At 64.4% G+C, this 21865-nt stretch carries 20 protein-coding genes and 1 tRNA gene; 10 read left to right on the top strand and 11 right to left on the bottom strand.

Annotation, left to right across the window (positions count from 1 at the left end; all coding sequences use genetic code 11):
* Positions 1 to 43 precede the first annotated feature (43 nt).
* Together AC56PL_RS16690 and metH are read right to left on the bottom strand one after the other, a co-directional pair.
* Positions 44 to 1276 carry an acyl-CoA dehydrogenase family protein gene (locus tag AC56PL_RS16690; protein ID WP_497154551.1) on the bottom strand — a complete coding sequence of 411 codons (1233 nt, stop codon included), beginning with the start codon at positions 1274 to 1276 and terminating at the stop codon, positions 44 to 46.
* A 67-nt stretch (positions 1277 to 1343) separates the two neighbouring features.
* Positions 1344 to 4922, bottom strand: a complete 3579-nt coding sequence (metH, locus tag AC56PL_RS16695) for a methionine synthase (RefSeq protein WP_497154552.1) — start codon at positions 4920 to 4922, stop codon at positions 1344 to 1346.
* Between the two features lie 51 nt (positions 4923 to 4973).
* Between metH and AC56PL_RS16700 the strand changes: the two genes are divergently transcribed.
* The 4 genes from AC56PL_RS16700 (at position 4974) to AC56PL_RS16715 (ending at position 9208) form a co-directional block, all read left to right on the top strand.
* Positions 4974 to 5855, top strand: a complete 882-nt coding sequence (locus tag AC56PL_RS16700) for a PAC2 family protein (protein ID WP_495516473.1) — start codon at positions 4974 to 4976, stop codon at positions 5853 to 5855.
* Between the two features lie 115 nt (positions 5856 to 5970).
* On the top strand, positions 5971 to 6318 hold the full coding sequence (locus AC56PL_RS16705; RefSeq protein ID WP_495516474.1) for a molybdopterin oxidoreductase: 348 nt from the start codon (positions 5971 to 5973) through the stop codon (positions 6316 to 6318).
* Complete coding sequence (gene nirB / locus AC56PL_RS16710) at positions 6318 to 8810, top strand: nitrite reductase large subunit NirB (protein WP_497154553.1); 2493 nt, start codon at positions 6318 to 6320, stop codon at positions 8808 to 8810. The genes AC56PL_RS16705 and nirB overlap by 1 nt, the downstream gene beginning before the upstream one ends.
* A 74-nt stretch (positions 8811 to 8884) precedes the next feature.
* On the top strand, positions 8885 to 9208 hold the full coding sequence (locus AC56PL_RS16715; protein ID WP_497154834.1) for a Rieske (2Fe-2S) protein: 324 nt from the start codon (positions 8885 to 8887) through the stop codon (positions 9206 to 9208).
* A gap of 16 nt (positions 9209 to 9224) precedes the next feature.
* Here AC56PL_RS16715 and AC56PL_RS16720 read toward each other — a convergent pair whose 3' ends face one another.
* The 6 genes from AC56PL_RS16720 to AC56PL_RS16745 all read right to left on the bottom strand — a co-directional run bounded on the left by AC56PL_RS16720 (position 9225) and on the right by AC56PL_RS16745 (position 14091).
* On the bottom strand, positions 9225 to 9533 hold the full coding sequence (locus tag AC56PL_RS16720; RefSeq protein ID WP_482139422.1) for a hypothetical protein: 309 nt from the start codon (positions 9531 to 9533) through the stop codon (positions 9225 to 9227).
* Between the two features lie 11 nt (positions 9534 to 9544).
* Positions 9545 to 10795 (bottom strand): cysteine--1-D-myo-inosityl 2-amino-2-deoxy-alpha-D-glucopyranoside ligase, encoded by a 1251-nt coding sequence (mshC, locus tag AC56PL_RS16725; protein WP_497154554.1) that lies wholly within the window; start codon positions 10793 to 10795, stop codon positions 9545 to 9547.
* A gap of 57 nt (positions 10796 to 10852) precedes the next feature.
* Complete coding sequence (locus AC56PL_RS16730; protein ID WP_495516477.1) at positions 10853 to 11692, bottom strand: SCO1664 family protein; 840 nt, start codon at positions 11690 to 11692, stop codon at positions 10853 to 10855.
* Positions 11689 to 12363: a DUF3090 family protein gene (locus AC56PL_RS16735; RefSeq protein ID WP_495516478.1), complete on the bottom strand. Its 675-nt coding sequence runs from the start codon at positions 12361 to 12363 to the stop codon at positions 11689 to 11691. Before AC56PL_RS16735 ends, AC56PL_RS16730 begins: the two co-directional genes overlap by 4 nt.
* A gap of 97 nt (positions 12364 to 12460) precedes the next feature.
* Positions 12461 to 13168 (bottom strand): MSMEG_4193 family putative phosphomutase, encoded by a 708-nt coding sequence (locus AC56PL_RS16740; RefSeq protein WP_495516479.1) that lies wholly within the window; start codon positions 13166 to 13168, stop codon positions 12461 to 12463.
* Between the two features lie 80 nt (positions 13169 to 13248).
* Positions 13249 to 14091, bottom strand: a complete 843-nt coding sequence (locus AC56PL_RS16745; protein WP_497154555.1) for an undecaprenyl-diphosphate phosphatase — start codon at positions 14089 to 14091, stop codon at positions 13249 to 13251.
* Between the two features lie 98 nt (positions 14092 to 14189).
* On the opposite strand from AC56PL_RS16745, the gene AC56PL_RS16750 reads away from it, so the two are divergent.
* The 3 genes from AC56PL_RS16750 to AC56PL_RS16760 are packed head-to-tail and all read left to right on the top strand — an operon-like array spanning position 14190 to position 16587.
* The gene (locus AC56PL_RS16750) at positions 14190 to 15212 is read left to right on the top strand and encodes a YncE family protein (protein ID WP_497154556.1); all 1023 of its coding nucleotides are present in this window, start codon (positions 14190 to 14192) and stop codon (positions 15210 to 15212) included.
* Positions 15213 to 15268: 56 nt separating this feature from the next.
* Positions 15269 to 15484 carry a DUF5703 family protein gene (locus AC56PL_RS16755; RefSeq protein ID WP_495516481.1) on the top strand — a complete coding sequence of 72 codons (216 nt, stop codon included), beginning with the start codon at positions 15269 to 15271 and terminating at the stop codon, positions 15482 to 15484.
* Positions 15485 to 15504: 20 nt separating this feature from the next.
* Positions 15505 to 16587: a quinone-dependent dihydroorotate dehydrogenase gene (locus tag AC56PL_RS16760; RefSeq protein ID WP_497154835.1), complete on the top strand. Its 1083-nt coding sequence runs from the start codon at positions 15505 to 15507 to the stop codon at positions 16585 to 16587.
* A 91-nt stretch (positions 16588 to 16678) separates the two neighbouring features.
* On the opposite strand, the gene AC56PL_RS16765 is transcribed toward AC56PL_RS16760, so the two are convergent.
* The 3 genes from AC56PL_RS16765 to AC56PL_RS16775 all read right to left on the bottom strand — a co-directional run bounded on the left by AC56PL_RS16765 (position 16679) and on the right by AC56PL_RS16775 (position 19571).
* Positions 16679 to 17209 carry a YbhB/YbcL family Raf kinase inhibitor-like protein gene (locus AC56PL_RS16765; RefSeq protein ID WP_495516482.1) on the bottom strand — a complete coding sequence of 177 codons (531 nt, stop codon included), beginning with the start codon at positions 17207 to 17209 and terminating at the stop codon, positions 16679 to 16681.
* A gap of 109 nt (positions 17210 to 17318) precedes the next feature.
* The gene (locus tag AC56PL_RS16770) at positions 17319 to 18656 is read right to left on the bottom strand and encodes a M20/M25/M40 family metallo-hydrolase (RefSeq protein ID WP_495516483.1); all 1338 of its coding nucleotides are present in this window, start codon (positions 18654 to 18656) and stop codon (positions 17319 to 17321) included.
* Between the two features lie 90 nt (positions 18657 to 18746).
* Positions 18747 to 19571, bottom strand: a complete 825-nt coding sequence (locus tag AC56PL_RS16775) for an MBL fold metallo-hydrolase (protein ID WP_495516484.1) — start codon at positions 19569 to 19571, stop codon at positions 18747 to 18749.
* Between the two features lie 120 nt (positions 19572 to 19691).
* On the opposite strand from AC56PL_RS16775, the gene AC56PL_RS16780 reads away from it, so the two are divergent.
* From AC56PL_RS16780 to AC56PL_RS16790, 3 genes are all read left to right on the top strand, one after another.
* Positions 19692 to 19777: transfer RNA gene (locus AC56PL_RS16780), tRNA-Leu, on the top strand.
* Positions 19778 to 19948: 171 nt separating this feature from the next.
* The gene (locus AC56PL_RS16785; protein ID WP_495516906.1) at positions 19949 to 21346 is read left to right on the top strand and encodes an SDR family NAD(P)-dependent oxidoreductase; all 1398 of its coding nucleotides are present in this window, start codon (positions 19949 to 19951) and stop codon (positions 21344 to 21346) included.
* A 10-nt stretch (positions 21347 to 21356) separates the two neighbouring features.
* Positions 21357 to 21833, top strand: a complete 477-nt coding sequence (locus AC56PL_RS16790; RefSeq protein ID WP_497154557.1) for a mycothiol transferase — start codon at positions 21357 to 21359, stop codon at positions 21831 to 21833.
* The last annotated feature ends 32 nt before the right edge of the window (positions 21834 to 21865 follow it).

Below are 21865 nucleotides of genomic sequence, written 5' to 3' on the forward strand. Positions count from 1 at the left end.
CAACTCGACCGCTGACCCGTCATAGTTGCTCGTATATCCCGGTCTACCGTTTCGCGGTACGCCCGAATCCCCGGTTGCCGGCACTCCAGGCGTATGGGAGATCGGTGCCGTTGAGGACGTGGTCGCCGATGGCGCGGGTTTTGAAGATGGTCGGGTTGTGGACCGCGATGGTGCGGGCGTTGCGCCAATGTCGGTCGAGCCGAAGCTGTTCCGAGGTGATCGAAGCGCCGCCGACCTCGAAGAGTTCGTTGGTTGCCCGGAGCACGATGTCGACGGAAGTCACCTGCGCCTGCGACGCGGCGAGTTCGGCGCGATCGAGTTGCTCCGGGGTGACATCGCCACCGGCAGCCAGGACCTCATCGAGGAGGTCCGCGACAGCCAGAGCGGAGGTGCGTGCAGTGAACGCAGCGGCGGACAGCTTGCCGATCACCTGCTGAACCAGTGGATCCTCACGTGGAAGGTCCGCTGCCGCATGGGTATACGAACGGGTGCGGTTGCGAACCCACTCGGCAGTGTCCGAGGTGGCGCGCTGCGCGATCCCGGCAAGTCCGGCCAGATGCACCAATTGCAAGTAGGCAGTGCCGTAGGTTTTGCCTGCGCCGCCGTAGCCCGGGCCCAGGATTCGTTTTGGGGCGACAACGACGTTGTTGAATTCGGTTGTGCCGCTGGCGGTCAGTCGCTGTCCGAAACCGTCCCAGTCGTCATGCTGGGTGACACCCTCGGCGTCGGCGTCCACCAGGACCGAGACCCGCTCGCCGTCGTCGTCGGCTGCCACCAGAATGTAGTTCGAGTAGAGCGAACCGGTGCTGTAGTACTTGGTGCCGTTCAGAAACCACTCGCCGTCCCGCTGGGTCAATCGGGTCTGGTACCGGTCCACCGCGCCGACACCGGGTTCGGTGATGGCGTTGCCGACCAGGATGCCGCCGGCCACCGCACGCAGCCAGGTATCGCGTTCGGCGCTCGGTGGGGCCAACAGCTGATCCTCGACAAAACTGAAGTGCACCCGAAGCGCCTGCGGCAGATTCGATTCAGCAGCAGCCAGATCGATCAGCAGCCGGAACTGCTGGCGCACAGTCGCACCGAGACCGCCGAATTCGACCGGCACGCGCAACGCACCCAGTCCGGCCTCACGCAGCAGGTGGACTTCGTCGTGCGCGAGGCGCCGGTCGACCTCACGTGCCGTGGCGCCCGCGGCGATCGTCTCGAAAACCGGCCCGAAGCGCTCGTCGAGCTCGGCATCGGTGATGGCACTGGCGGCGGAAACTGTTGAAGTCATGCCACCGAGTGTCGAACACTTCGGACCCGAAAACACCGGTTGCACTCAGCCTGAGTGCAACCGGTACTCAGGTGTTGAAGTACTTCGCTTCCGGGTGATGCAGGACGAACGCGTCGGTCGACTGTTCCGGATGCAGCTGCAGCTCGTCGGAGAGCACCACGCCGATGCGCTCGGGTTCGAGCAGGTCCATCATCTTTGCGCGATCCTCCAAGGACGGGCAGGCTCCGTACCCGAACGAGAACCGGGCACCCCGGTATTTGAGGTCGAAGAAGTCCAGGGTGTCTTCCGGATCCTCCGACGCCACACTGGTGTCACCGAAGCGCAGCTCCTCACGGATCCGCCTGTGCCAGAACTCGGCCAATGCCTCGGTGAGCTGGACACCGATGCCGTGGACCTCGAGGTAGTCGCGATAGGCGTCCGCCGCGAACAGCTTGTTCGCGAAATCGGCGATCGGCTGACCCATCGTCACCAACTGGAACGGCAGCACATCGACCTGGCCGGTTTCGATGGCCTCTTCACGCGAACGGATGAAGTCGGCGATGCACAGGAACCGGCTGCGTTGCTGACGCGGGAACTCGAAGCTGTGCCGGATGGGCGCGTCGGGACGCGGCTCGGTGAGCACGTGCACCACGTCGCCCTCGCTGACCGCCGGGAAGTACCCGTAGACCACCGCAGCATGCTGCAGGATGTTCTCCGTCGCCAACCGATCGATCCAGTAACGCAGGCGCGGTTTGCCGTCGGATTCGACGAGGTCCTCGTAGCTCGGTCCTTCGCCTGCGCGGGCGCCGCGAAGACCCCACTGCCCGAGGAACAATGCGCGTTCGTCGAGCAACGAGAGGTACTCGGCAACCGGAATGCCCTTGACGATGCGAGAGCCCCAGAACGGCGGTGTCGGGACCGGAAGGCCGGCCGCCACATCGGAACGTTCCGGGACCACCACCGGTTCGGCTTCGGCCTTGCGCTTTTCGGCGATCCGCTTCGAGCGCTCGTGACGTGCCTTGCGCTCTGCCGTCTTCTCCGCCGCCGCAATGGCCTCAGGACTGTTGGGATCAAGTCCGCCACCACGCTTGACCAGCATGATGTCGTCCATCAACCGCAGGCCCTCGAAAGCGTCACGCGCATAGTGCACGTCGCCCTCGTAGGTCTCGCTCAGATCGTTCTCGACATAGGAGCGGGTCAACGCGGCACCACCGAGGAGCACCGGATACTTCTCCGCGAGACCGCGGCTGTTGAGTTCCTTGAGGTTGTCCTTCATGACCACGGTCGACTTCACCAGCAGTCCGGACATCCCGATGACATCGGCGTTCTTGTCCTGGGCAACTTCGACAATGGTCGAGATCGGTTGCTTGATACCGATATTGACCACTTCGTAGCCGTTGTTGGACAAGATGATGTCGACGAGGTTCTTACCGATGTCGTGGACATCGCCCTTGACGGTCGCGAGGACGATCCGGCCCTTGCCGTCTTCCCCGGTCGCCTCCATGTGCGGTTCCAGGTGTGCAACAGCGGTTTTCATGACCTCAGCGGACTGAAGGACGAACGGGAGCTGCATCTGGCCGGAACCGAACAGCTCACCGACGGTCTTCATACCGGCCAACAACGTCACGTTGATGATCTCGAGCGGTGGCTTCTCGGTCATCGCCTCGTCGAGATCGTTCTCGAGCCCGGCACGCTCACCGTCGACGATGCGACGCTCGAGCCGTTCGAAGAGCGGCAGCCTGCCGAGTTCTTGCGCACGACTCTCGCGGGCCGACGCCGCCGAGACCCCTTCGAACAAGGCCATCAGTTTCTGCAGCGGGTCGTAGCCCTCCCTGCGGCGGTCGTAGACCAGATCGAGCGCGACATCACGCTGCTCGTCGGGGATCTTCGACATCGGCAAGATCTTCGACGCGTGCACGATCGCGGTATCCAGGCCGGCCTGCACACACTCGTGCAGGAACACCGAGTTGAGGACCTGGCGGGCGGCCGGGTTCAGGCCGAACGAGATGTTGGAGATACCGAGGGTGAAGTGCACCTCCGGGTGGCTCTCCTTGAGGATGCGGATGGCCTCGATCGTCTCGATGCCGTCTTTGCGGACCTCTTCCTGACCCGTCGAGATCGGGAAGGTGAGGGCATCGATGATGATGTCCTCTTCCTTCAGGCCCCAGTTCTCGGTGATGTCGGTGATCAGCCGCTCGGCGATGCGGACCTTCCACTCGGCGGTGCGGGCCTGACCCTCTTCGTCGATGGTGAGGGCCACCACCGCAGCGCCGTGGGTCTTGACCAGCTTCATGATCTTGGTGAAACGGGAGTCGGGGCCGTCGCCGTCCTCGTAGTTGACCGAGTTGACCGCACACCGGCCACCGAGGTGCTCGAGGCCGGCTTCGATGACCTCGGGTTCGGTCGAGTCGAGCATGATCGGCAGCGTCGAAGACGTGGCGAGTCTGCTGGCGAGCGCCGACATGTCGGCGGCACCATCGCGGCCCACGTAGTCGATGTTGAGATCGAGCATGTGCGCGCCGTCGCGGGTCTGATCCTTCGCGATGTCGAGGCACTTCTGATAGTCCTCGGCCAGCATGGCGTCGCGGAAGGCTTTCGACCCGTTCGAGTTTGTGCGCTCACCGATCATCAGGATCGACGCGTCTTGCGTGAACGGGACCGCGCTGTAGAGCGACGAGACCTCGGCCTCGTGTTCGGGTGTGCGCTCGGCCTTCTGCACTCCGGCGACGGCCGCGGCCACCTGCCGGATGTGTTCGGGTGTGGTGCCGCAGCAACCGCCGACGAAGGACAGTCCGAACTCGCTGACGAAACCACTGAGGGCGTCGGCGAGCTCTTCGGGCGTCAGCGGGTACTCGGCGCCATTGGGGCCGAGTTGTGGCAGTCCGGCGTTGGGCATCACCGAGACGGGCACCTGTGCGTGCTTGCTCAGGTACCGCAGATGTTCACTCATCTCGGCGGGACCGGTCGCGCAGTTGAGTCCGATCATGTCGATACCCAGTGGCTCGAGGGCAGCCAGAGCCGCACCGATCTCCGAACCGAGGAGCATCGTGCCGGTCGTCTCCACGGTGACGTGGGCGATGATCGGAATCCGTCGTTCGAGATCGGCCATGGCCTGCTGAGATCCGAGGACGGCGGCCTTGACCTGGAGCAGGTCCTGCGACGTCTCGATCAGGATGGCGTCGGCGCCGCCGTCGAGCATGCCTGCGGCACATTCGTAATAGGCGTCGCGGATCGAGGCGAACGTGGTGTGACCAAGGGTGGGCAACTTGGTGCCGGGACCGATGGAGCCCAGGACGAACCGTGGGGTGCCGTCGGCGCTGGGCCCGACCTCGTCGGCGACCTCACGGGCCAACTTGGTTCCCTTGAACGCGAGTTCACGGATCCGGTCGCCGATGTCGTAGTCACCCAGGTTCGACATGTTGCAGCCAAAGGTGTTGGTCTCGACCGCATCCGCTCCGGCCTCGAAGTAGGCGCGGTGGATCTCGCGGAGTACGTCGGGCCGGGTGTCGTTGAGGATCTCGTTACAGCCCTCGAGACCGAGGAAATCGTCCAACGTCAGATCCGCGGCCTGCAACATGGTTCCCATGGCACCGTCACCGATCAAGACTCGTTTGCTCATCGCGGTGAGCAATTCTGTATCGAAGGACTGCGGTGTGGCACTGGACATGGTTATCAGGGTAGTTCGCTCTCAATTGGGGTTCGGTCGTAGGCTGGTTCAGTGAACGCCGAGCAGAGCGCAAGCCTCCCACAGTTGCGCCGCCCCACGCTGGTTGCTGCCTTCGAGGGTTGGAACGACGCCGGCGATGCGGCCAGTGGAGCCGTGGAGCACCTGGAACTGGTCTGGGACGCAGTACCGCTCGCCGAGATCGATTCAGACGACTACTACGACTTTCAGGTGAACCGGCCCTCGATCAAACAGATCGATGGGGTCACCCGAAGGATCGATTGGCCGACCACCTCGATCTCGTACTGTACGCCGCCCGGCTCCGACAGAGACATCGTCCTGTTGCGCGGAATCGAGCCGAACATGCGGTGGCGCGGATTCTGTGCCGAGATCGTGGACATCGCCCGCGAACTCGAGGTCGAGACGGTGGTGATCCTGGCCGCGCTGTTGGCCGACACCCCGCATACCCGACCGGTCCCGGTGACCGGTGCCGCGTACAGCGCCGAATCGGCCAAGCAGTTCAAGCTCGAGGAGAGCCGATACGAGGGTCCGACCGGGATCACCGGCATCCTGCAGGACGCCTGCGTGGCGGCCGGTATCCCGGCCATCTCGTTCTGGGCCGCGGTTCCGCACTACGTCTCGACGCCACCAAATCCGAAGGCTTCCGCGGCGCTGCTGAGCCAACTCGAAGAGGTTCTCGACGTCGAGGTTCCGCTCGGTGAGCTGCCGCAGCAGGCCGAGGAGTGGGAGCGCGCGGTCACCGAGATGACCGAAGACGACGACGAAATCTCGGATTACGTGCGTGGACTCGAAGAACGCGGCGATGCCGAGGTCAGTGTCGACGAAACACTCTCGAAGATCGACGGAGACGCGTTGGCCGCGGAATTCGAGCGCTACCTGCGCCGACGTGGGCCAGGCGGCAGTTTCGGTGCCTGAGGGTTCGCTTCGCGAGGCTTGATCACCGGCCTGCTGTGAACGCGGTGAGATCCTGACAATGGACTCGTAACCCCGCCGAAAGTGCTGGTTCATCGAGCTAACGTTTAGTGGCGGCATGTCCAGTACACCGAAGTTCCTGCAGGGTGTCTTCTCTTTCACCGGAAGCGGTCTGACCAAGGCAGCCCCCTTGGATCCGTCGCTGATCTATCAGGTCCCGGCCGGAATGACCGTCCAGCCGCTTTACTTCCGTGGCGGCAACAGCTCTGACGAACTCGTCTATGTGACCCTGCTCCGTGACCAGCAGCCCATGAGGTGGTTCCCGATGGGCGCCAAATCATCGGTGAACGTGCCACTTCGCGTGGTCGAGGACGTCGACCCCGACAGTCTTCTCGAGTTGGTGTTCGCCGCACCTGAAGGGTGCACCGGAGAAATCGTCGTCGACTTCGGGTTCGTGCAGTTCTGATGTCGGCAGCACAGCAGCGGAAACGTCTGGTGGTGATCGGCAACGGTATGGCCGGCGCCCGCACCGTCGAGGAGATCCTGCAGCGCGGCGGCGGGTCGCAATTCGAGATCACGATGATCGGCGACGAACCGTACGGCAACTACAACCGGATCATGCTCTCGCACGTCCTGGCCGGTGAGAGTTCGATCGACGACGACGACCTGATGCTCAACCCGATGGCCTGGTACCGCGAGAACGATGTCCGGCTCTACGCCGGGGACCGCGCCGTCGCCATCGATCGATTCGCCAAGATCGTCACCTGCGAGAGCGGACGCACCATCGGTTACGACGTGCTCGTGATCGCCACCGGCAGCAACACTTTCTTCCCGAACATGGACGGCCTGCGCGAGGCCGACGGCAGACTGGCACGTGGGGTGTTCGGTTTCCGCACCATCGAAGACACCAACGGGATGTTGCAGATGGCCCTGTCCCGTGACGGGATCCGCGCCGTGGTCATCGGCGGCGGCCTACTCGGACTCGAAGCCGCGTACGGCTTGCGGACCCAGGGCATCGACGTCGACGTGGTGCACTCCCCCGGCCATCTGATGAACCAGCAACTCGACGAGCGCGGCGGGCGGGTGCTCCGGAACAAGATCGAAGAGCTCGGAGTGGGCGTGTACACCTCCAAGCGGACCACCGCGGTGCTCCGCGCCGAGGACGGTGCCGTCGCCGGCGTCGGGTTCAACGACGGCACCAGCCTGCCCGCCGACATGATCGTCGTCACCGCCGGTATCCGGCCCAACGTCGAACTGGCCCGCGCCGCCGGGCTGGTCATCGAACGCGGAATCGTTGTCGACGATCAGATGCGATGCGAAGACGAGGGTGCCATCTATTCGGTTGGCGAATGTTGCCAGCACCGCGGAGAGGTCTATGGTCTGGTGGCCCCGCTCTGGGAGCAGGCCGGGGTTCTGGCCGACGTGCTGACGGGGTCGAACCCGGATGCGGCTTACCACGGGTCGCGGCTGACGACGAAGCTGAAGGTGGCAGGCGTCGATGTAGCGGCGATGGGTGTCAAGGGACCCGAGCGCGACACCGACGAGTTCGTCCAGTTCTACGAACCGCGCAGTGGCACATACAAGTCGGTGGTGGTCCGCGACAACAAGCTGATCGGTGCGATGCTGCTCGGCGACATCAGCAAGGTCAACTTCCTGACCCAGGCCTTCGACGACAAGGTCGCCCTGCCCGATGAGCGCATCAGCATGCTGTTCGACATGGGTACGCCGAGTGCGCAAACCGGTGCCGCCGAACTCGCCGATGACGTCCAGGTGTGCAACTGCAACGGAGTCACCAAAGGCGACATCGTCGCCTGTGTTCACGCCGGAGCCAAGACGGTCGGCGAAGTTGTGGCGAAGACCCGGGCCGGCAAGGGCTGCGGTTCCTGCAAGGGTCTGGTCGGCGACATCGTGGCCTGCGCTGCCGGCGGCGAATTGGCCGTCGATCCGTCGGCGGACTGGTACGTGCCGTCGATCCCGTTGGCCAAACCCGAACTGATGACCCGCATTCGAGAGATGAACCTGCGGTCGGTGTCGGCGGTGCTCGGCGCGCTGTCACCGGAGGGTGACGACGTGACCGCCAAGATGCCGGTGGCGTCGCTGCTCCGGATCATCTGGGGTGCCGATTGGGAGGACGAACGCGGCGCGCTGTTCATCAACGACCGCGTCCACGCCAACATCCAGCGCGATGGCACGTTCTCGGTGGTCCCGCAGATGAAGGGCGGTGTGACCAATCCCGCACAACTGCGCCGGATCGCCGATGTCGCAGACAAATACAACATCCCGATGGTGAAGGTCACCGGCGGTCAGCGCATCGATCTGCTCGGCATCCGCAAAGAAGATCTGCCCAAGGTCTGGGCCGATCTGGACATGCCGTCGGGATACGCCTACGGCAAGAGTTTCCGAACGGTCAAAACGTGTGTGGGCCTGGATTTCTGTCGCTTCGGGCTCGACGATTCAACCGCACTGGGTATCGCCATCGAGGAGAAGTATCAGGGTCTGGAAGCCCCGGCAAAACTGAAACTGGCGGTCACCGGATGTCCCCGGAATTGTGCTGAGGCCCTGTGCAAGGACTTCGGGGTTGTCGCGGTCGGCGACGGCCGCTGGGAGATCTACGTCGGCGGTGCCGCGGGTGCACACATCCGCAAGGGAGACCTGCTCACCACTGCGGTGGGGGTCGATGAGGTCCTGCGCATCTGCGGTGTGTTCATCCAGTACTACCGCGAACAGGCCAAGTGGCTCGAACGCACCTACGCGTGGGTGCCACGGGTGGGTATCGAGGAGCTGCGGGCAATTCTCATCGACGACCGGGATGGATTGGTGGACGGCCTGTTCGAACGGATCTCCGCATCGGCGGCGGCCTACACCGACCCGTGGAAGGAACGGCTCGAACCGAAGTCGCCCGCACAATTCGAACCGTCACTGCCGCTCATCAAGCTCCCCCTGGTGCCGGTCCGATGACGGAGACGAAGCCGGAGGCGGAGCTCGACCATACGATGACGGAGACGAAGCCGGAGGCAGAGCTCGACCATACGATGCCCACCGAAGCCGAGGTGTCGAATGTGGTTGGTCCGATCACCGATCTGACCGTGGGTGAAGGCCGCACCTATGTGGTTGACGGACAACAGGTTGCGGTGTTCTTGATGTCCGACGGGTCCCTGCGCGCCCTGGGGGCTCTCTGCCCACACAAGGGGGGTCCGATTGCCGACGGTCAGACCGACGCGACCAAAGTGATGTGCCCGCTGCACCAGTACACGTTTTCCTTCGACGACGGCAGCTGCACCAACGGCACCGACATCGAGGCGCTACCGGTCTTTCAGGCGAAGGTTCACGACGGTCAGATCCACATCTGGACCTGACCGCACGCTCGACGGGTCAGGAGATCCGTTCGATCGACACCACAGGTGTTGTGATGCGCCAGGTTCGGACGTCGGGGTCTTCGGCGGCCCGGACCCAGAACTGCGCCGACTCCCCCACCCGGCACGACTTCACCCCGAGCAACGGAATGTCCTCGGAATCCCGGCGGAGCTGGCTCACAGCCCAGGCCTCGTCACCGTTGTTGCCAACGCCCGGTGCACGCAGCAAGGTCATCTCACCGAAATCCAGCAGATAGGTTGACGTTCGCGTCGTCACCGCCCACACACCGACAGCTGTATCGGGATCGATCTCTTGAGCTTTGGCCACGATGTGGAACCTTACCCAAGCGGAGCGATCCGTACACCGAGGAGCGCGTCAACCGCATCCGCCACGTCTGCCGGTCCAGACGACACCGAGCCGAGTCCGCCCAACGTGTCGTGAGCCCAGGCGTCAATCGCGACAAGCGCTTTGGGGGTGTCGAGATCGTCGCTCAGATGCAGGCGCAGCCGCTCGATGATCGGTGCGGCGTCGGGTCCGGACTCGCAGGCGGCAGCACTGCGCCACAGTTCGAGGCGGGCCACGGCCTGCGCCAACACCTCATCGGTCCAGGGCCGGTCGGTGCGGTAATGACCGGAGAACAAGCCGAGCCGGATGGCACCGGGATCGACATCGGTGGCACGCAGCTTGGAGACGAAGACGAGGTTGCCCTTCGACTTCGACATCTTCTCGCCGTCGAGCCCGATCATGCCGGTGTGCACGTAGTGCTTTGCGAACCGGCGGGCCCCGGTCAGTGCCTCACCGTGGGCCGCCGAGAACTCGTGGTGCGGGAAGATCAGGTCGCTGCCGCCGCCCTGGACGTCGAATCCGGCTCCGATCCGGTTCAAAGCGATTGCCGTGCATTCGATGTGCCAGCCGGGCCGGCCGGGTCCGTGGGGTGACTCCCAGGACGGCTCGCCCTCGCGTGCGGCCCGCCACAGAAGTGCGTCGAGCGGGTTGCGCTTGCCGGGTCGGTCGGGATCGCCGCCGCGTTCGGCGAAGAAGCGCTGCATGGTCGGCAAGTCGTAGCCCGACTCGTATCCGAACTGTTCGGTGGCGTCGGCGCGGAAGTAGACGTCGGGGTATTGCTCGTCGTCGACGATGTAGGCGGCGCCCGAGGCCAGGAGCTTGCCGACGACCTCAACCACCTCGTCGATCGATTCCACTGCGCCGATGTAGTCGCGCGGCGGCAGCACCCGTAGTGCCGCCATGTCCTCGCGGAACAGCTCGATCTCACGCGATCCCAGATCAACCCAGTCGATGCCGTCCCGCTCCGCTCGTTCGAACAACGGGTCGTCGACGTCGGTGATGTTCTGGACGTAGTGGACATCGTGTCCGAGGTCGCGCCACATCCGATTGACGAGATCAAAGGTCAGGTAGGTGGCGGCATGCCCGAGATGCGTTGCGTCGTAGGGCGTGATCCCGCACACGTACATCGTTGCGGTCGTGCCGGGCACCACCGGACGGATCTGCCGATCCGAAGTGTCAAAGAGCCTCAATGCCGGACCCTGACCGGGTACAACGGGAACGACGGTTTCAGACCACGACTGCATGATGTCCACCTTATGGGCGGACCCCGGACCCGCGCTCTCGGGGCCGACTAGAACAGGTCAGAAAGCGGGCCACGGGATGGGCCGCGACCGATCGGCCTGCGGCATCACCGGCGTTTCGACCATCGTGGCCGTGCGGTTGATGAGTGCCGCCACCTCGGCCGGCGTGATCAATTCGGCGAGTTGGTCACGTAGCGGCGAGTCTTCGCTGCGCAACTTCTCGAGCAGGCCGACGACGTCCTCGAGCAGATGTGCCGGGATGGATTCAGCGGCCCAACCCCACAGGACGGTCCGAAGTTTGTCCTGGGTGTGCAGGCAGATGCCGTGATCGACGCCGTACACCTGGCCGTCCAGACCCTCCAGGACGTGTCCGCCCTTGCGGTCGGCGTTGTTGATGAGGATGTCGAGCACCGCCATCCGCTGCAGCCGTGGGTCGTCGGCGTGGACAAGCACCACGTCTTCCCCACGGGAGTCCACAGCGGACAGGATCAGTTTCCAGCCCTCGGGCACCAGGTCCGGTGAGCACAGGTCGACCAGATCGAGGCGGGTCGGCAACCCGTCGGCGGGTTCGGGTGTGTCGATCCACCGCTGCACCATGCCGGGACCGAACGGTCCGTCGCGCAGCAAAGTCGTCGGGACCACCGACCAGCCGAGGGCGTCGGAGACCAGATATGAGGCCACTTCGCGCCCGGCCAGGGTGCCGTCCGGGAAGTCCCAGAGCGGTTGCTCCCCGCGGACCGGCTTGTACACACAACGGACCTGCTGATCACCGACGACGGCGTCGCAGACAAGCGTGGCGTTGCTGGCGTTGCGGATCTGTCCGATCAGTTCGAGTTCGCCGGTGGCCAGGATGTGCGGCACATCAACAGGCCGGTCGCCGGTCGGCGTGGTCGCTGTCACCGGCCGGACTCGTCACCGGCATCCGGACCGGAGGGGTCGTCGGGATCGTCCTCGTCGAGCAGGGTCGGATCGTTGAACAGATCGGGGTCGATGAACTCGAGTGAAGGGCCGAACGTGGCCTCGCGGCGGTACCCGTTGGTCCGGACGCAGATGTGTCCGGCGGAGTCGAGTGGATCGCCGCACAGCGGGCACGGCTCGCGACCGGCGGAGATGACCCGACTCGATCGGGCCGCGAACTCGCGAGCGGCGCCTGTACTGAGGAACACCCGGACCGCGTCGGGGCCTTCTTCGGTGTCGTCGAGGACAACACTCTCATCGAATTCGCCCTCGGTGATGGCGAGCAACTCCACCACGACCGCCTCGGATTCGGAGTCCCACCCCAGGCCCATGGTGCCCACGCGGAACTCGGCATCGACGGGCATCAGCAGCGGACTGAGATCTTCAACGCGTGCCAGTTCTGCAGGCAACGGTGTCCCGAATCTGCGGTGTACCTCTTCGAGCAGCGCGCCGATGCGGTCGGCGAGTATCTGGACCTGCTGCTTTTCGAGCATGACGCTGATGACACGCGTCTCGTGGATGGCTTGTAGATAGAAGGTCCGGTCACCGGGCTGGCCGACCGTTCCGGCTATGAAACGGTCCGGGCTGCGGAAGACGTGTATCGCTCTGGCCATGGCACCTCCGTTCTCCTGAAGTTGATTATCCCCAATCGGGGCGGGTTCGCCCAAGGCGTTGTCGGTTGGTGTCGCGGCGACCGCGCCACCGGGGCCCTCAGGTCCCGGTGGAACCGCCGACAACGGCATCGTCGGGGTGGTTGTGCCCGGACTTCTCAGACTTTTCGGACTGTTTCGGCTGCGCCGGGATCGACGGGAGTGTCGAGGTGCAGTTCACCGCGTGTACGTACGGCCGGGCCAGGCTGTACCGGACCACGCTGGCGGACGCGGGTTCGACCACAATCCGCTGGAATGCGTCCAGATGCATGCCCATCGCATCGGCGAGGACCGACTTGATGACATCGCCGTGCGTGCACGCGATCCAGATTCCGGAACCGTCTTCCCCGGAGAACCGGGCGTCGAGTTCCCGGATTGCGGCCACGGCCCTGGCCTGGACCTGTGCCAGGCCCTCGCCGTCAGGGAAGATCGCCGCGGACGGCTGCTGTTGCACCACCCGCCAGAGCGGTTCCGAGAGGAGTTCCTTGATCGAGCGCCCGGTCCACTGGCCGTAATCGACCTCGATCAGTCGTTCATCCACGATTTCGGGACACTCGAAGTGGCCCACCAGCGGCGCCACCGTCTGCTCACAGCGCAGCAGCGGTGAGCGAACGACCGCCACCGGACTCTGCAGGCCGCCGAAGCGTTCGATCAGGCCGGCGGATTGGGACTGTCCGTGGTCGTCGAGGCCTACCGATGCCGAGCGGCCGGCCAGCACGCCCGAGGTGTTCGCCGTGGATCGTCCGTGTCGAAGCAAAATGACCGTCACGTGTCATACCTTATGCGTCAGGCTGGTTGCCCGACTCGGCACGAAGGCGTCGCCGCACGTCACAGCGCTGCAGCAGCAGATCATGTCGCGCTGATCACGCCGCCGGCGAGCAGCCCGAAGACCAGCAGACCCAGCAGCACCCGGTAGCCGACAAACCAGTACAGCGAGTGGTTTGCGACGAACTTCAGCAACCACGCGATGGCCGCGTAGCCGACCACAAACGCAACGAGGGTCGCGACCAGCAACTGCATGCCGGACGATTCCATGCCGTCGCCGGTGGGGTTGAACGCGTCGGGCAGGCTGAACAATCCCGACGCGGTCACCGCGGGAATCGCCAACAGGAATGAGAAGCGCACCGCAGCTTCACGTTTGAGGCCGAGGAACAGGCCCGCGCTTGCGGTCGCACCGGAACGCGACACACCGGGGATCAGTGCCAGGCACTGGGCCAGGCCCATGATGATTCCGTCGCGGGTGGTGAGCTTTTCGATCGGACGTTCTTTGCGGCCCATCTTCTCGGCGGCGGCGATCACCACGGAGAAGACGATCAGCATGCTCGCCACCAACCAGAGATTGCGGGCGCCGGTGCGGATCTCATCTTTGAAGAGCACACCGAGGACACCGATCGGAATGGTGGCGATGATCACATACCAGCCCATCCGGTAGTCGAGATCGCGGGCGTCTTTGTTGAACATGCCCCGGAACCACGCCGCGATGATGCGCACGATGTCCTTGGCGAAGAACACGAGCACGGCGGCCTCGGTGCCGAGCTGCGTCACCGCGGTGAACGATGCACCGGCATCTTCACCGAACCAGATCTCGGAAACGATGCGTAGATGACCGGAGGAAGAAATCGGCAGGAACTCGGTCAATCCCTGTACGGCCCCAAGGACTATCGATTGGGCCCACGTCATGGTGTCGCTCACGGGGGCCGATGCTACGGGAAACCTTTGTCGACTCCTCGAGTTGCGACACCGCCGCCCCCGTGGCATGGCGCGGTGAGTGAACAAGCAAGATGGGTGGCATGAATGTGCGCGGTAAATCTCTGTTCGTAGCGATGGCGGCCGCCGCGCTGGTGTTGTCGGGATGCTCAGATTCGGGTGATACCCCCGATGTTCCGACCATCGCTCCGCAGACCCCTATCGCCGCACCTGCGGCCGATCCGGCGGCCCCGCCTGCGGGCGTGGTGGTGCCGGTACCGAACGCAGGCACCGCGATGGCACTGTGCCCCGGGACCGACCAGTTGGCGCTGCTCTCCGACGACGGCCGATCGGTCCTGTTCTACCCCACCGGCGCCCTGGCGCCCGGAGACGCGCCTTCACGCACAGTTTCGTTGAGCGACAAGGCAATTGGCTTCGGAACCTTCAGTGACGGCAAGCTTCAGGTATTGATTCCCGGCGCGCTGGTGACGATCGATTCGGCCACCGGAGACACGGTCCGCACAGACATTCCGGGCACACCGTTGTCGGCCATCGTGACCTCTGATGGCGACACCCTCGTCGGCAACGACAAAGGCAGTCTGTTGGTGGTCGCTCCCGACGGCAAAGTACGCGACACGATCACCGGATTTGTCCGCGTCGACGCGATCGCCGAACACGACGGACAGGTTGTCGTGCTCGACCGCGCGCAGTCGTCGGTGACGGAGGTCGACGTCGACGACCGCGATCTCGGCGTGTCGCTGCGCTCCGGTGACGGTGCGACGAACCTCACTGTCGATCACTACGGCCGGTTCCTGACAACCGACACGAAGGGTGGCGAGTTCCTCGCGTTCTTCGGCGAACCGATCGTCAACAAGTTCCGGCATCCCGTGGCATTCGGGCCCTACGCCGTAGACTACGACGACACCCGCAACCTGGCGTGGGTGGCGACCACCGGAAACAACAAGGTCACGGCGTACGAATTGGCCAGCGGAACCCCGGTCGAGGTGAAGCAGTTCGAGACCGTTCCGCAGGCAGACTCGATGGTGGTCGATCCCGATACCGGGACGTTGTATCTGCTCTCTGCCGATGGTGGCGGATTGCAGATCATCAGCCCCGATCAGCAGTGAGGTGAGCTGAGACTTTGGCAGGCACGCGTAGCCGTGGGTTTCCACGGGAATGGGATATGTCGACCGACGACTACGAATACATCCCATTGCGCCTACCTCCGGACGTGACCAGGGTGACCGCCTCCATGCGCTTGTCGATCCAAGCCGAATTCGGGGGTTGGGAACTGTCCCGGGTCCGTCTGTACCCCGATGGCAGCCGCAAGGTCCTGCTGCGCCGTCGCCGTCCGCGACTGGCGTCCACCGATGAACCCGATACTGGAATGAGCGCGTGATCGCTACTGTCTACCGCCGGTTGTACCGGTGGCTTCTGACCCTGATGTTCCTGGTGCCACCCGAGCGAATCCATACGATTGCGGCGAAGGCCATCTCGTGGACCGGACGGTTCAAGCCGCTGCGCACCATCGCCAGGCGGATGCTCGTCACCGATGATCCGGTTCTCCGATCCCAGGTGTTCGGCCTCGACTTCCCCGCACCCCTCGGGCTTGCGGCCGGTTTCGACAAGAATGCCGAGGCGATCGACGCCTGGGGTGCGCTCGGTTTCGGTTTCGCCGAGATCGGCACCGTCACCGGCCAGGCCCAGCCCGGCAATCCGGCTCCGCGGTTGTTCCGCCTGCCTGCCGACCGGGCACTGATCAACCGGATGGGCTTCAACAACCATGGTGCCGGCGCCGCTGCCAACCAGTTGCGTCACCGCAAGGCGACATCGTCACTGGTTCCGATCGGCGCCAACATCGGCAAGACAAAGGTGGTCGAACCGGAGAATGCCGTCGAGGACTACCTGATCAGTGCCCGGCTCCTCGGTCCCCTTGCCGACTTCATCGTGGTGAACGTGAGTTCTCCGAACACCCCCGGACTCCGGGATCTGCAGGCGGTATCGGCGCTGCGTCCGTTGCTGTCCGCGGTGACCGAAGCGGTCGACATTCCGGTCCTGGTGAAGATCGCACCCGATCTGTTCGACGACGACATCGATCAGATCGCCGATCTCGCGGTCGAATTGGGTCTCGCGGGCATCGTCTGCACCAACACCACGATCAGTCGCGAAGGTCTGACCACGCCCGCATGCGAGGTCGAGGGCATCGGTGCAGGCGGTCTCTCCGGTGCACCGCTCGCTGATCGTTCACTCGAAGTGTTGCGGCGTCTCTACGGCCGGGTCGGCGGGCAGATCACCCTGATCAGCGTCGGCGGTATCGAAACCGTCGACCAGGCCTGGGAAAGGATCTGCGCCGGCGCCTCACTGATCCAGGCCTACACCGGCTTCATCTACGGTGGCCCGTTGTGGGTCAAGCTGATTCATCAGGGACTCGCGCAGCGGGTGCGGGCGGCCGGATACGACTCCATCGCCGACGCGGTCGGCAGCGCCGCACCCAAGCACTGACCCGAAAACCCATCAGTTCCAGCTATTTCCACCTGTTGCACGGGCGGAAAGGGCTGGAACTGATGGGTTTACGACGCGGTCGGTTCGCCGGTCAGCGCTCGTAGGTGTTGGTGATGATCGCGCGTGCGATCGCGTGGCTGAACAGGTTGAACCCCAGATAAGCCGGGGTTGCGCCGTCGGGTAGTCCCAGGCTCTCGACATCCACCGCATGGACGACGGTGTAGTAGTAGTGCGTGCCATGTCCGGGAGGCGGTGCGGCACCGATGAATCGCGGCACGGACGCATCGTTGTTCAGGGCAACGGCCCCGGACGGCAACGAACCCTCGGCGCCGTCGCCAACACCGGCGGCGAGAGAGGTCACCGAGACCGGGATGTCTGCGACCGCCCAGTGCCAGAAGCCTGACGCGGTAGGTGCCTCGGGGTCGTACACGGTGACGGCAAAGCTCTTGGTCTCCGGTGGGAAACCGGACCAGGTCAGCTGCGGCGAAATGTCTTCACCACCGGCTCCCATGATGCCCGACACCTGAGGATTCTCCAGTGCGGCTCCGTCGGTGATGCTCTCGGAGGTCAGGGTGAAGCCGGGGAGCTTCGGCAGTGCGTCGTACGGGTTGTACCTCGACATCGTTGTTCGCGTCCTTTCCGTAGGTGGCCCCACCATCATGCTTGAGGTGGGTCGGGGATGTGGCCGACATGTTCATTGTCGGCGAGCCGAACTGCGCGCAGCGGCAAGGTCAGCTGTGCAGCAAGAAGTGCTCGAGCACCTCGGTCCCGAACAGCAACGACTCCACCGGTACCCGTTCGTCGACACCGTGAAACAGTGCGGCGAAATCGAGTTCGGTGGGCAGCTTCAGTGGCGCGAAGCCGAAGCAGCGAATCCCCAAGCGGGCAAACGCTTTTGCGTCGGTACCGCCGGAAAGCATATAGGGAACGGTCCGGCCCTGCGGGTCGTGCGCAAGGATCGCGTCGTTCATCGCATCGACGAGATGACCGTCGAACGTCGTCTCGTACGAGTCGAGTTTGGTGATCCACTCCCGGGTCACGTTGGGACCGATCAATTCGTCGACCTCGGCCTCGAACGCAGCCTGACGTCCGGGCAGCACCCGGCAATCGACCACGGCGGTGGCGGTCTGCGGGATGACGTTCGCCTTGTAGCCGGCCTCGAGCATGGTGGGATTGGCGGTGTCGCGCAGAGTTGCGCCGATGATCCGGGCGATGGTGCCGATCTTGAACAGCGCGGTCTCCAGGTCCGGGGTGTTCGGGCTCAGCGACAGGCCACTTTCCTCGGAGACCGCTGCCAGGAACTGCGAGACCGACTCGGTCATCACCAATGGGAACTGATGCCTGCCGAGCTTGGCGACGGCCTCCGAGAGGATCGTGACCGCGTTGTCCTGATGAAGGAACGAGCCATGCCCTGCTGTGGCCGTTGCCGTCAGGCGCATCCAGGCCAGGCCTTTTTCCGCGGTTTCGACCAGGTAGAGACGCTTCTGGGTACCGTCCGGCCGGTCGACGGTCAGCGAGAATCCGCCCACTTCGCCCACGGCTTCGGTGACACCTTCGAACAGGTCGGGCCGGTGGTCGACCAGCCAATGCGAACCCCACTTGCCCCCGGCCTCCTCATCGGCGAGAAACGCGAACACGATGTCGCGGGGTGGTGTGGTGCCTGCCCGTTTGAACTGACGCGCCAGCGCCAGCGCCATGCCGACCATGTCTTTCATGTCGATCGCGCCGCGACCCCAGACGTAGCCGTCTTCGATCGCCCCCGAGAACGGATGCACGCTCCAGTCCTCCGGCTGCGCCGGAACCACATCGAGATGCGAATGCAGGAGCAGCTTTCCGCGGGCCCGATCGGCGCCCGGCAACGTCGCGAACACGTTGCCCCGGCCCGGCTGTCCCGACTCGACGTACTCGGTCTCGTACCCGGCCTCTTCGAGCATTGATTGCACCCACCGGGCACACTCGGCCTCACCCTTGGTGGTGGCCAGTTCGCCGGTGTTGCTGGTGTCGAACTGGATGAGTTTGCTGACGAGGTCGACCACTTCTTCCGTGGCGGCAGGCGTGTTGGGGTTCACCTGCTCATTCCTATCACCACGACTGCCTCCCGTGATGCCCGGGCGACAGTGCCCGGCAAGTGTGTTTCGCCCCTTTTTTCCGGACTTGATTCAGGTCAGATGGTCGAAATCGCCTCGGACCCAGCCGATGTGGCGATCAGCCGAAGATCTGACGATCGCTCGGGCGTCGGCGGCGATGTGGTCGGCGAAGTTTCCGTACAGCCGATCGAAATCGAATCGGCACAACGAGGTGGCGACGCGTTCGACCACCGCAGCGGACAGCGGAATGCGATTGGGGTAGCTGCGCATGAAGCTGACGCTGCTGCGATCGGGATTCGGCAGCACCGTGTCGCCGCTGAGCATCACCCCGCGTCCGTCGGCGCCGGCGTCCCAGTGGGCGACGGCACTGCCGGGAAAGTGCCCGCCGGGTTGACTCAACGTGACCCCGGGAAGGACCGCCAGGTCGCCGCTCCACGGTGTTATGGCCGGGTCGCGGCGTGCGACCCATCCCAGATCGGATTCGGCCACCAGGACCGGTACGTCGCCGAGTGCCCGCGACCATTCCACCTGCGCCCCGAACATGTGCGGGTGGCTGGCCGCGATCGCCATCAGTGGACCCGCGGCGCGCACCGCTTCAACAGCCTCGCCATCGATGAATCCGATCGGATCCCAGAGGAGATTGCCCGCATCGGTGCGCACGAGTTTGCTGCGTTGATTGATGCCGACTCCGGGCGCGGTGTACAGCTCGAGCAATCCGGGTTCGAGCTCGTCGACCACCACACGTTGCCCTTCGGCGGCCAGCTCGCCGATCGTGACCCACAGCTGCCCGTGGGGCGGGACGTACTGTCGCTCGTCCGCACAGATGCGGCAGATATCGGGTAGTTCGGCGGAATGCTCGACCGCACAGGTCCGGCATACGATGGTGGTGGCATCCATGGATCCATTCGTAGCAAATCTACGAACGAAACGGCTCTGTACAGGCGATTTGGGTTGCGGGCTCAGAGTCGGTTAATGTTGTCCAGCGCTGACAGAGAGGTTTCTGACAGAGCGAAACGAGTCCGAGTGGCGGAATGGCAGACGCGCTAGCTTGAGGTGCTAGTGTCCTATTAACGGACGTGGGGGTTCAAGTCCCCCCTCGGACACTCTTAGAAATCCCCGACCTTCTGGTCGGGGATTTTTTGTTGGTTTCGGCCGTCTTCCCCGAACGCTGTCGGGTGGCCCCACCTCGCGCAACGGTCCGAGGCACTACTGAGCAGCCATTACACTGGCTAACCGTGCACGACGTACCCACCGAATCCATTGATGCCGCCGACATGGCGGTCTTCCGCCGCGTCCTTGACCAGGTCACCGAGCTCGATGCTGCGCATCCGGACTCGGTGACGGTGCAGCGCGCGGTGGCGCAGATGTTCAAGCACGCCAAGCGCAACCGCCGGAAGGAACGGAATCAGATCCGTTCGGACGCCGACCGAAAGGTGTTGTCCGCCACGGCGACCGGATCGCCGGACCGGATCGACGACGAAACCGCGGGTCTGCCACTGACCGGTGCGCCCGGCACCAGTGCCGGAACCCTGATCCGGCCGCAGAGCTGCTACATCTGCAAAGTGGAATACACGCAGGTCGACGCCTTCCACCATCAGCTCTGCCCGAAATGTGCGACAGCCAATCGGCACAAGCGCGAGCAGCACGCCGATCTCACCGGTCGTCGGGCGCTGCTCACCGGTGGACGCGCCAAGATCGGCATGTACATCGCCCTGATGTTGCTCCGTGATGGCGCAGAACTGACCATCACCACCCGTTTCCCACGCGATGCCGCACGGCGGTTCGCCCGCCAACCGGATTCCGATCAGTGGCTGCACCGCCTGAACGTCGTCGGGATCGATCTCCGTGACCCGGCGCAGGTGGTGGCCCTGGCAGATTCGGTTGCCGCGCAGGGACCGCTCGACATCCTCGTCAACAACGCCGCGCAGACCGTCCGCCGCTCCCCCGGCGCGTACAGCTCACTGGCCGACGCAGAACTCGCCCCGCTGACCGGCTCGGCCGCGACGGTGCCGCTGCTGACGATGGGTGACAGCAGCGAACTGCACCCGCACGCGTTGGCCTCCGGCGGCAACAGTGACGCCGCAGCCCAGGCGCTCGCCGCACTGGCCATGACAGCCGGCTCTTCGGCTCCGGCCCGGATCGCCGACGGTACGGCGATCGACGCAGGCGGACTGCTCCCCGACCTTGTCGACAGCAACAGCTGGGTGGAGACCGTCGATCAGGTGGATCCGTTGGAATTGCTCGAAGTGCAACTCTGCAACAGCGTGGCGCCGTTCATCCTGCTGTCCCGGTTGACCCCGGCCATGAAGGCTTCGTCGTCCCGGCGCAAGTACGTGGTGAACGTTTCGGCGATGGAGGGCATCTTCTCCCGCGGATACAAGGGGCCGGGGCATCCGCACACCAACATGGCCAAGGCCGCGCTGAACATGCTGACCCGCACCAGTGCCGGCGAGCTCTATCAGGACGGAATCCTGGTGACCGCGGTCGACACCGGCTGGATCACCGACGAGCGGCCGCACACCAGCAAGATGCGCCTGGCCGACGAAGGTTTCCGTGCGCCACTCGACCTGGTGGACGGCGCCGCCCGCGTCTACGACCCCATCGTGCAGGGTGAAGCAGGCATCGACCTGTACGGCTGCTTCCTGAAGGACTTCGAGCCGTATCCGTGGTAATTGGTTGACGGTGAAGACACCGGAAACCAATCCCCTCGGCGCGGCGATGCTGTCGGTCTGCAGCGAAACGCTGGACGCAATGGTGGCGATCCTCGACGGGCTGGGCGACGACCGCGCCAACACCAGACCGTCTCTGCCGGGCGCAAACAGCCCGTACGCCATCGTCTTTCACTGCGTTGGCGTCATCGAATACTGGGCCGGTTCGGTCATCGCGGGTCTGAAGATCCCGCGAGACCGCGACGCCGAGTTCACTGCCACCGGACCGGTGGCGGAGTTGATCGAACGGGTCGACGCGGTTCGTACACGGCTACCGGAATGGGTCGCCATCGCCATCGACGAAGGCCTCCGCGATCGGGCCGCAACCGGGTCCACGCGCAATGAGGCCGCGACGGCATCTCCCGAGTGGGTCCTGACGCACCTACAGCGCGAGTTGGCCCAGCATCTAGGCCAACTCGAATTGACCAGAGATGTTCTGACTCAGACCTGACGTTCGCGCCTTGCACGGCGAGAGCGATTTCA

It is taken from the genome of Williamsia sp. Y721 (assembly GCF_059683565.1).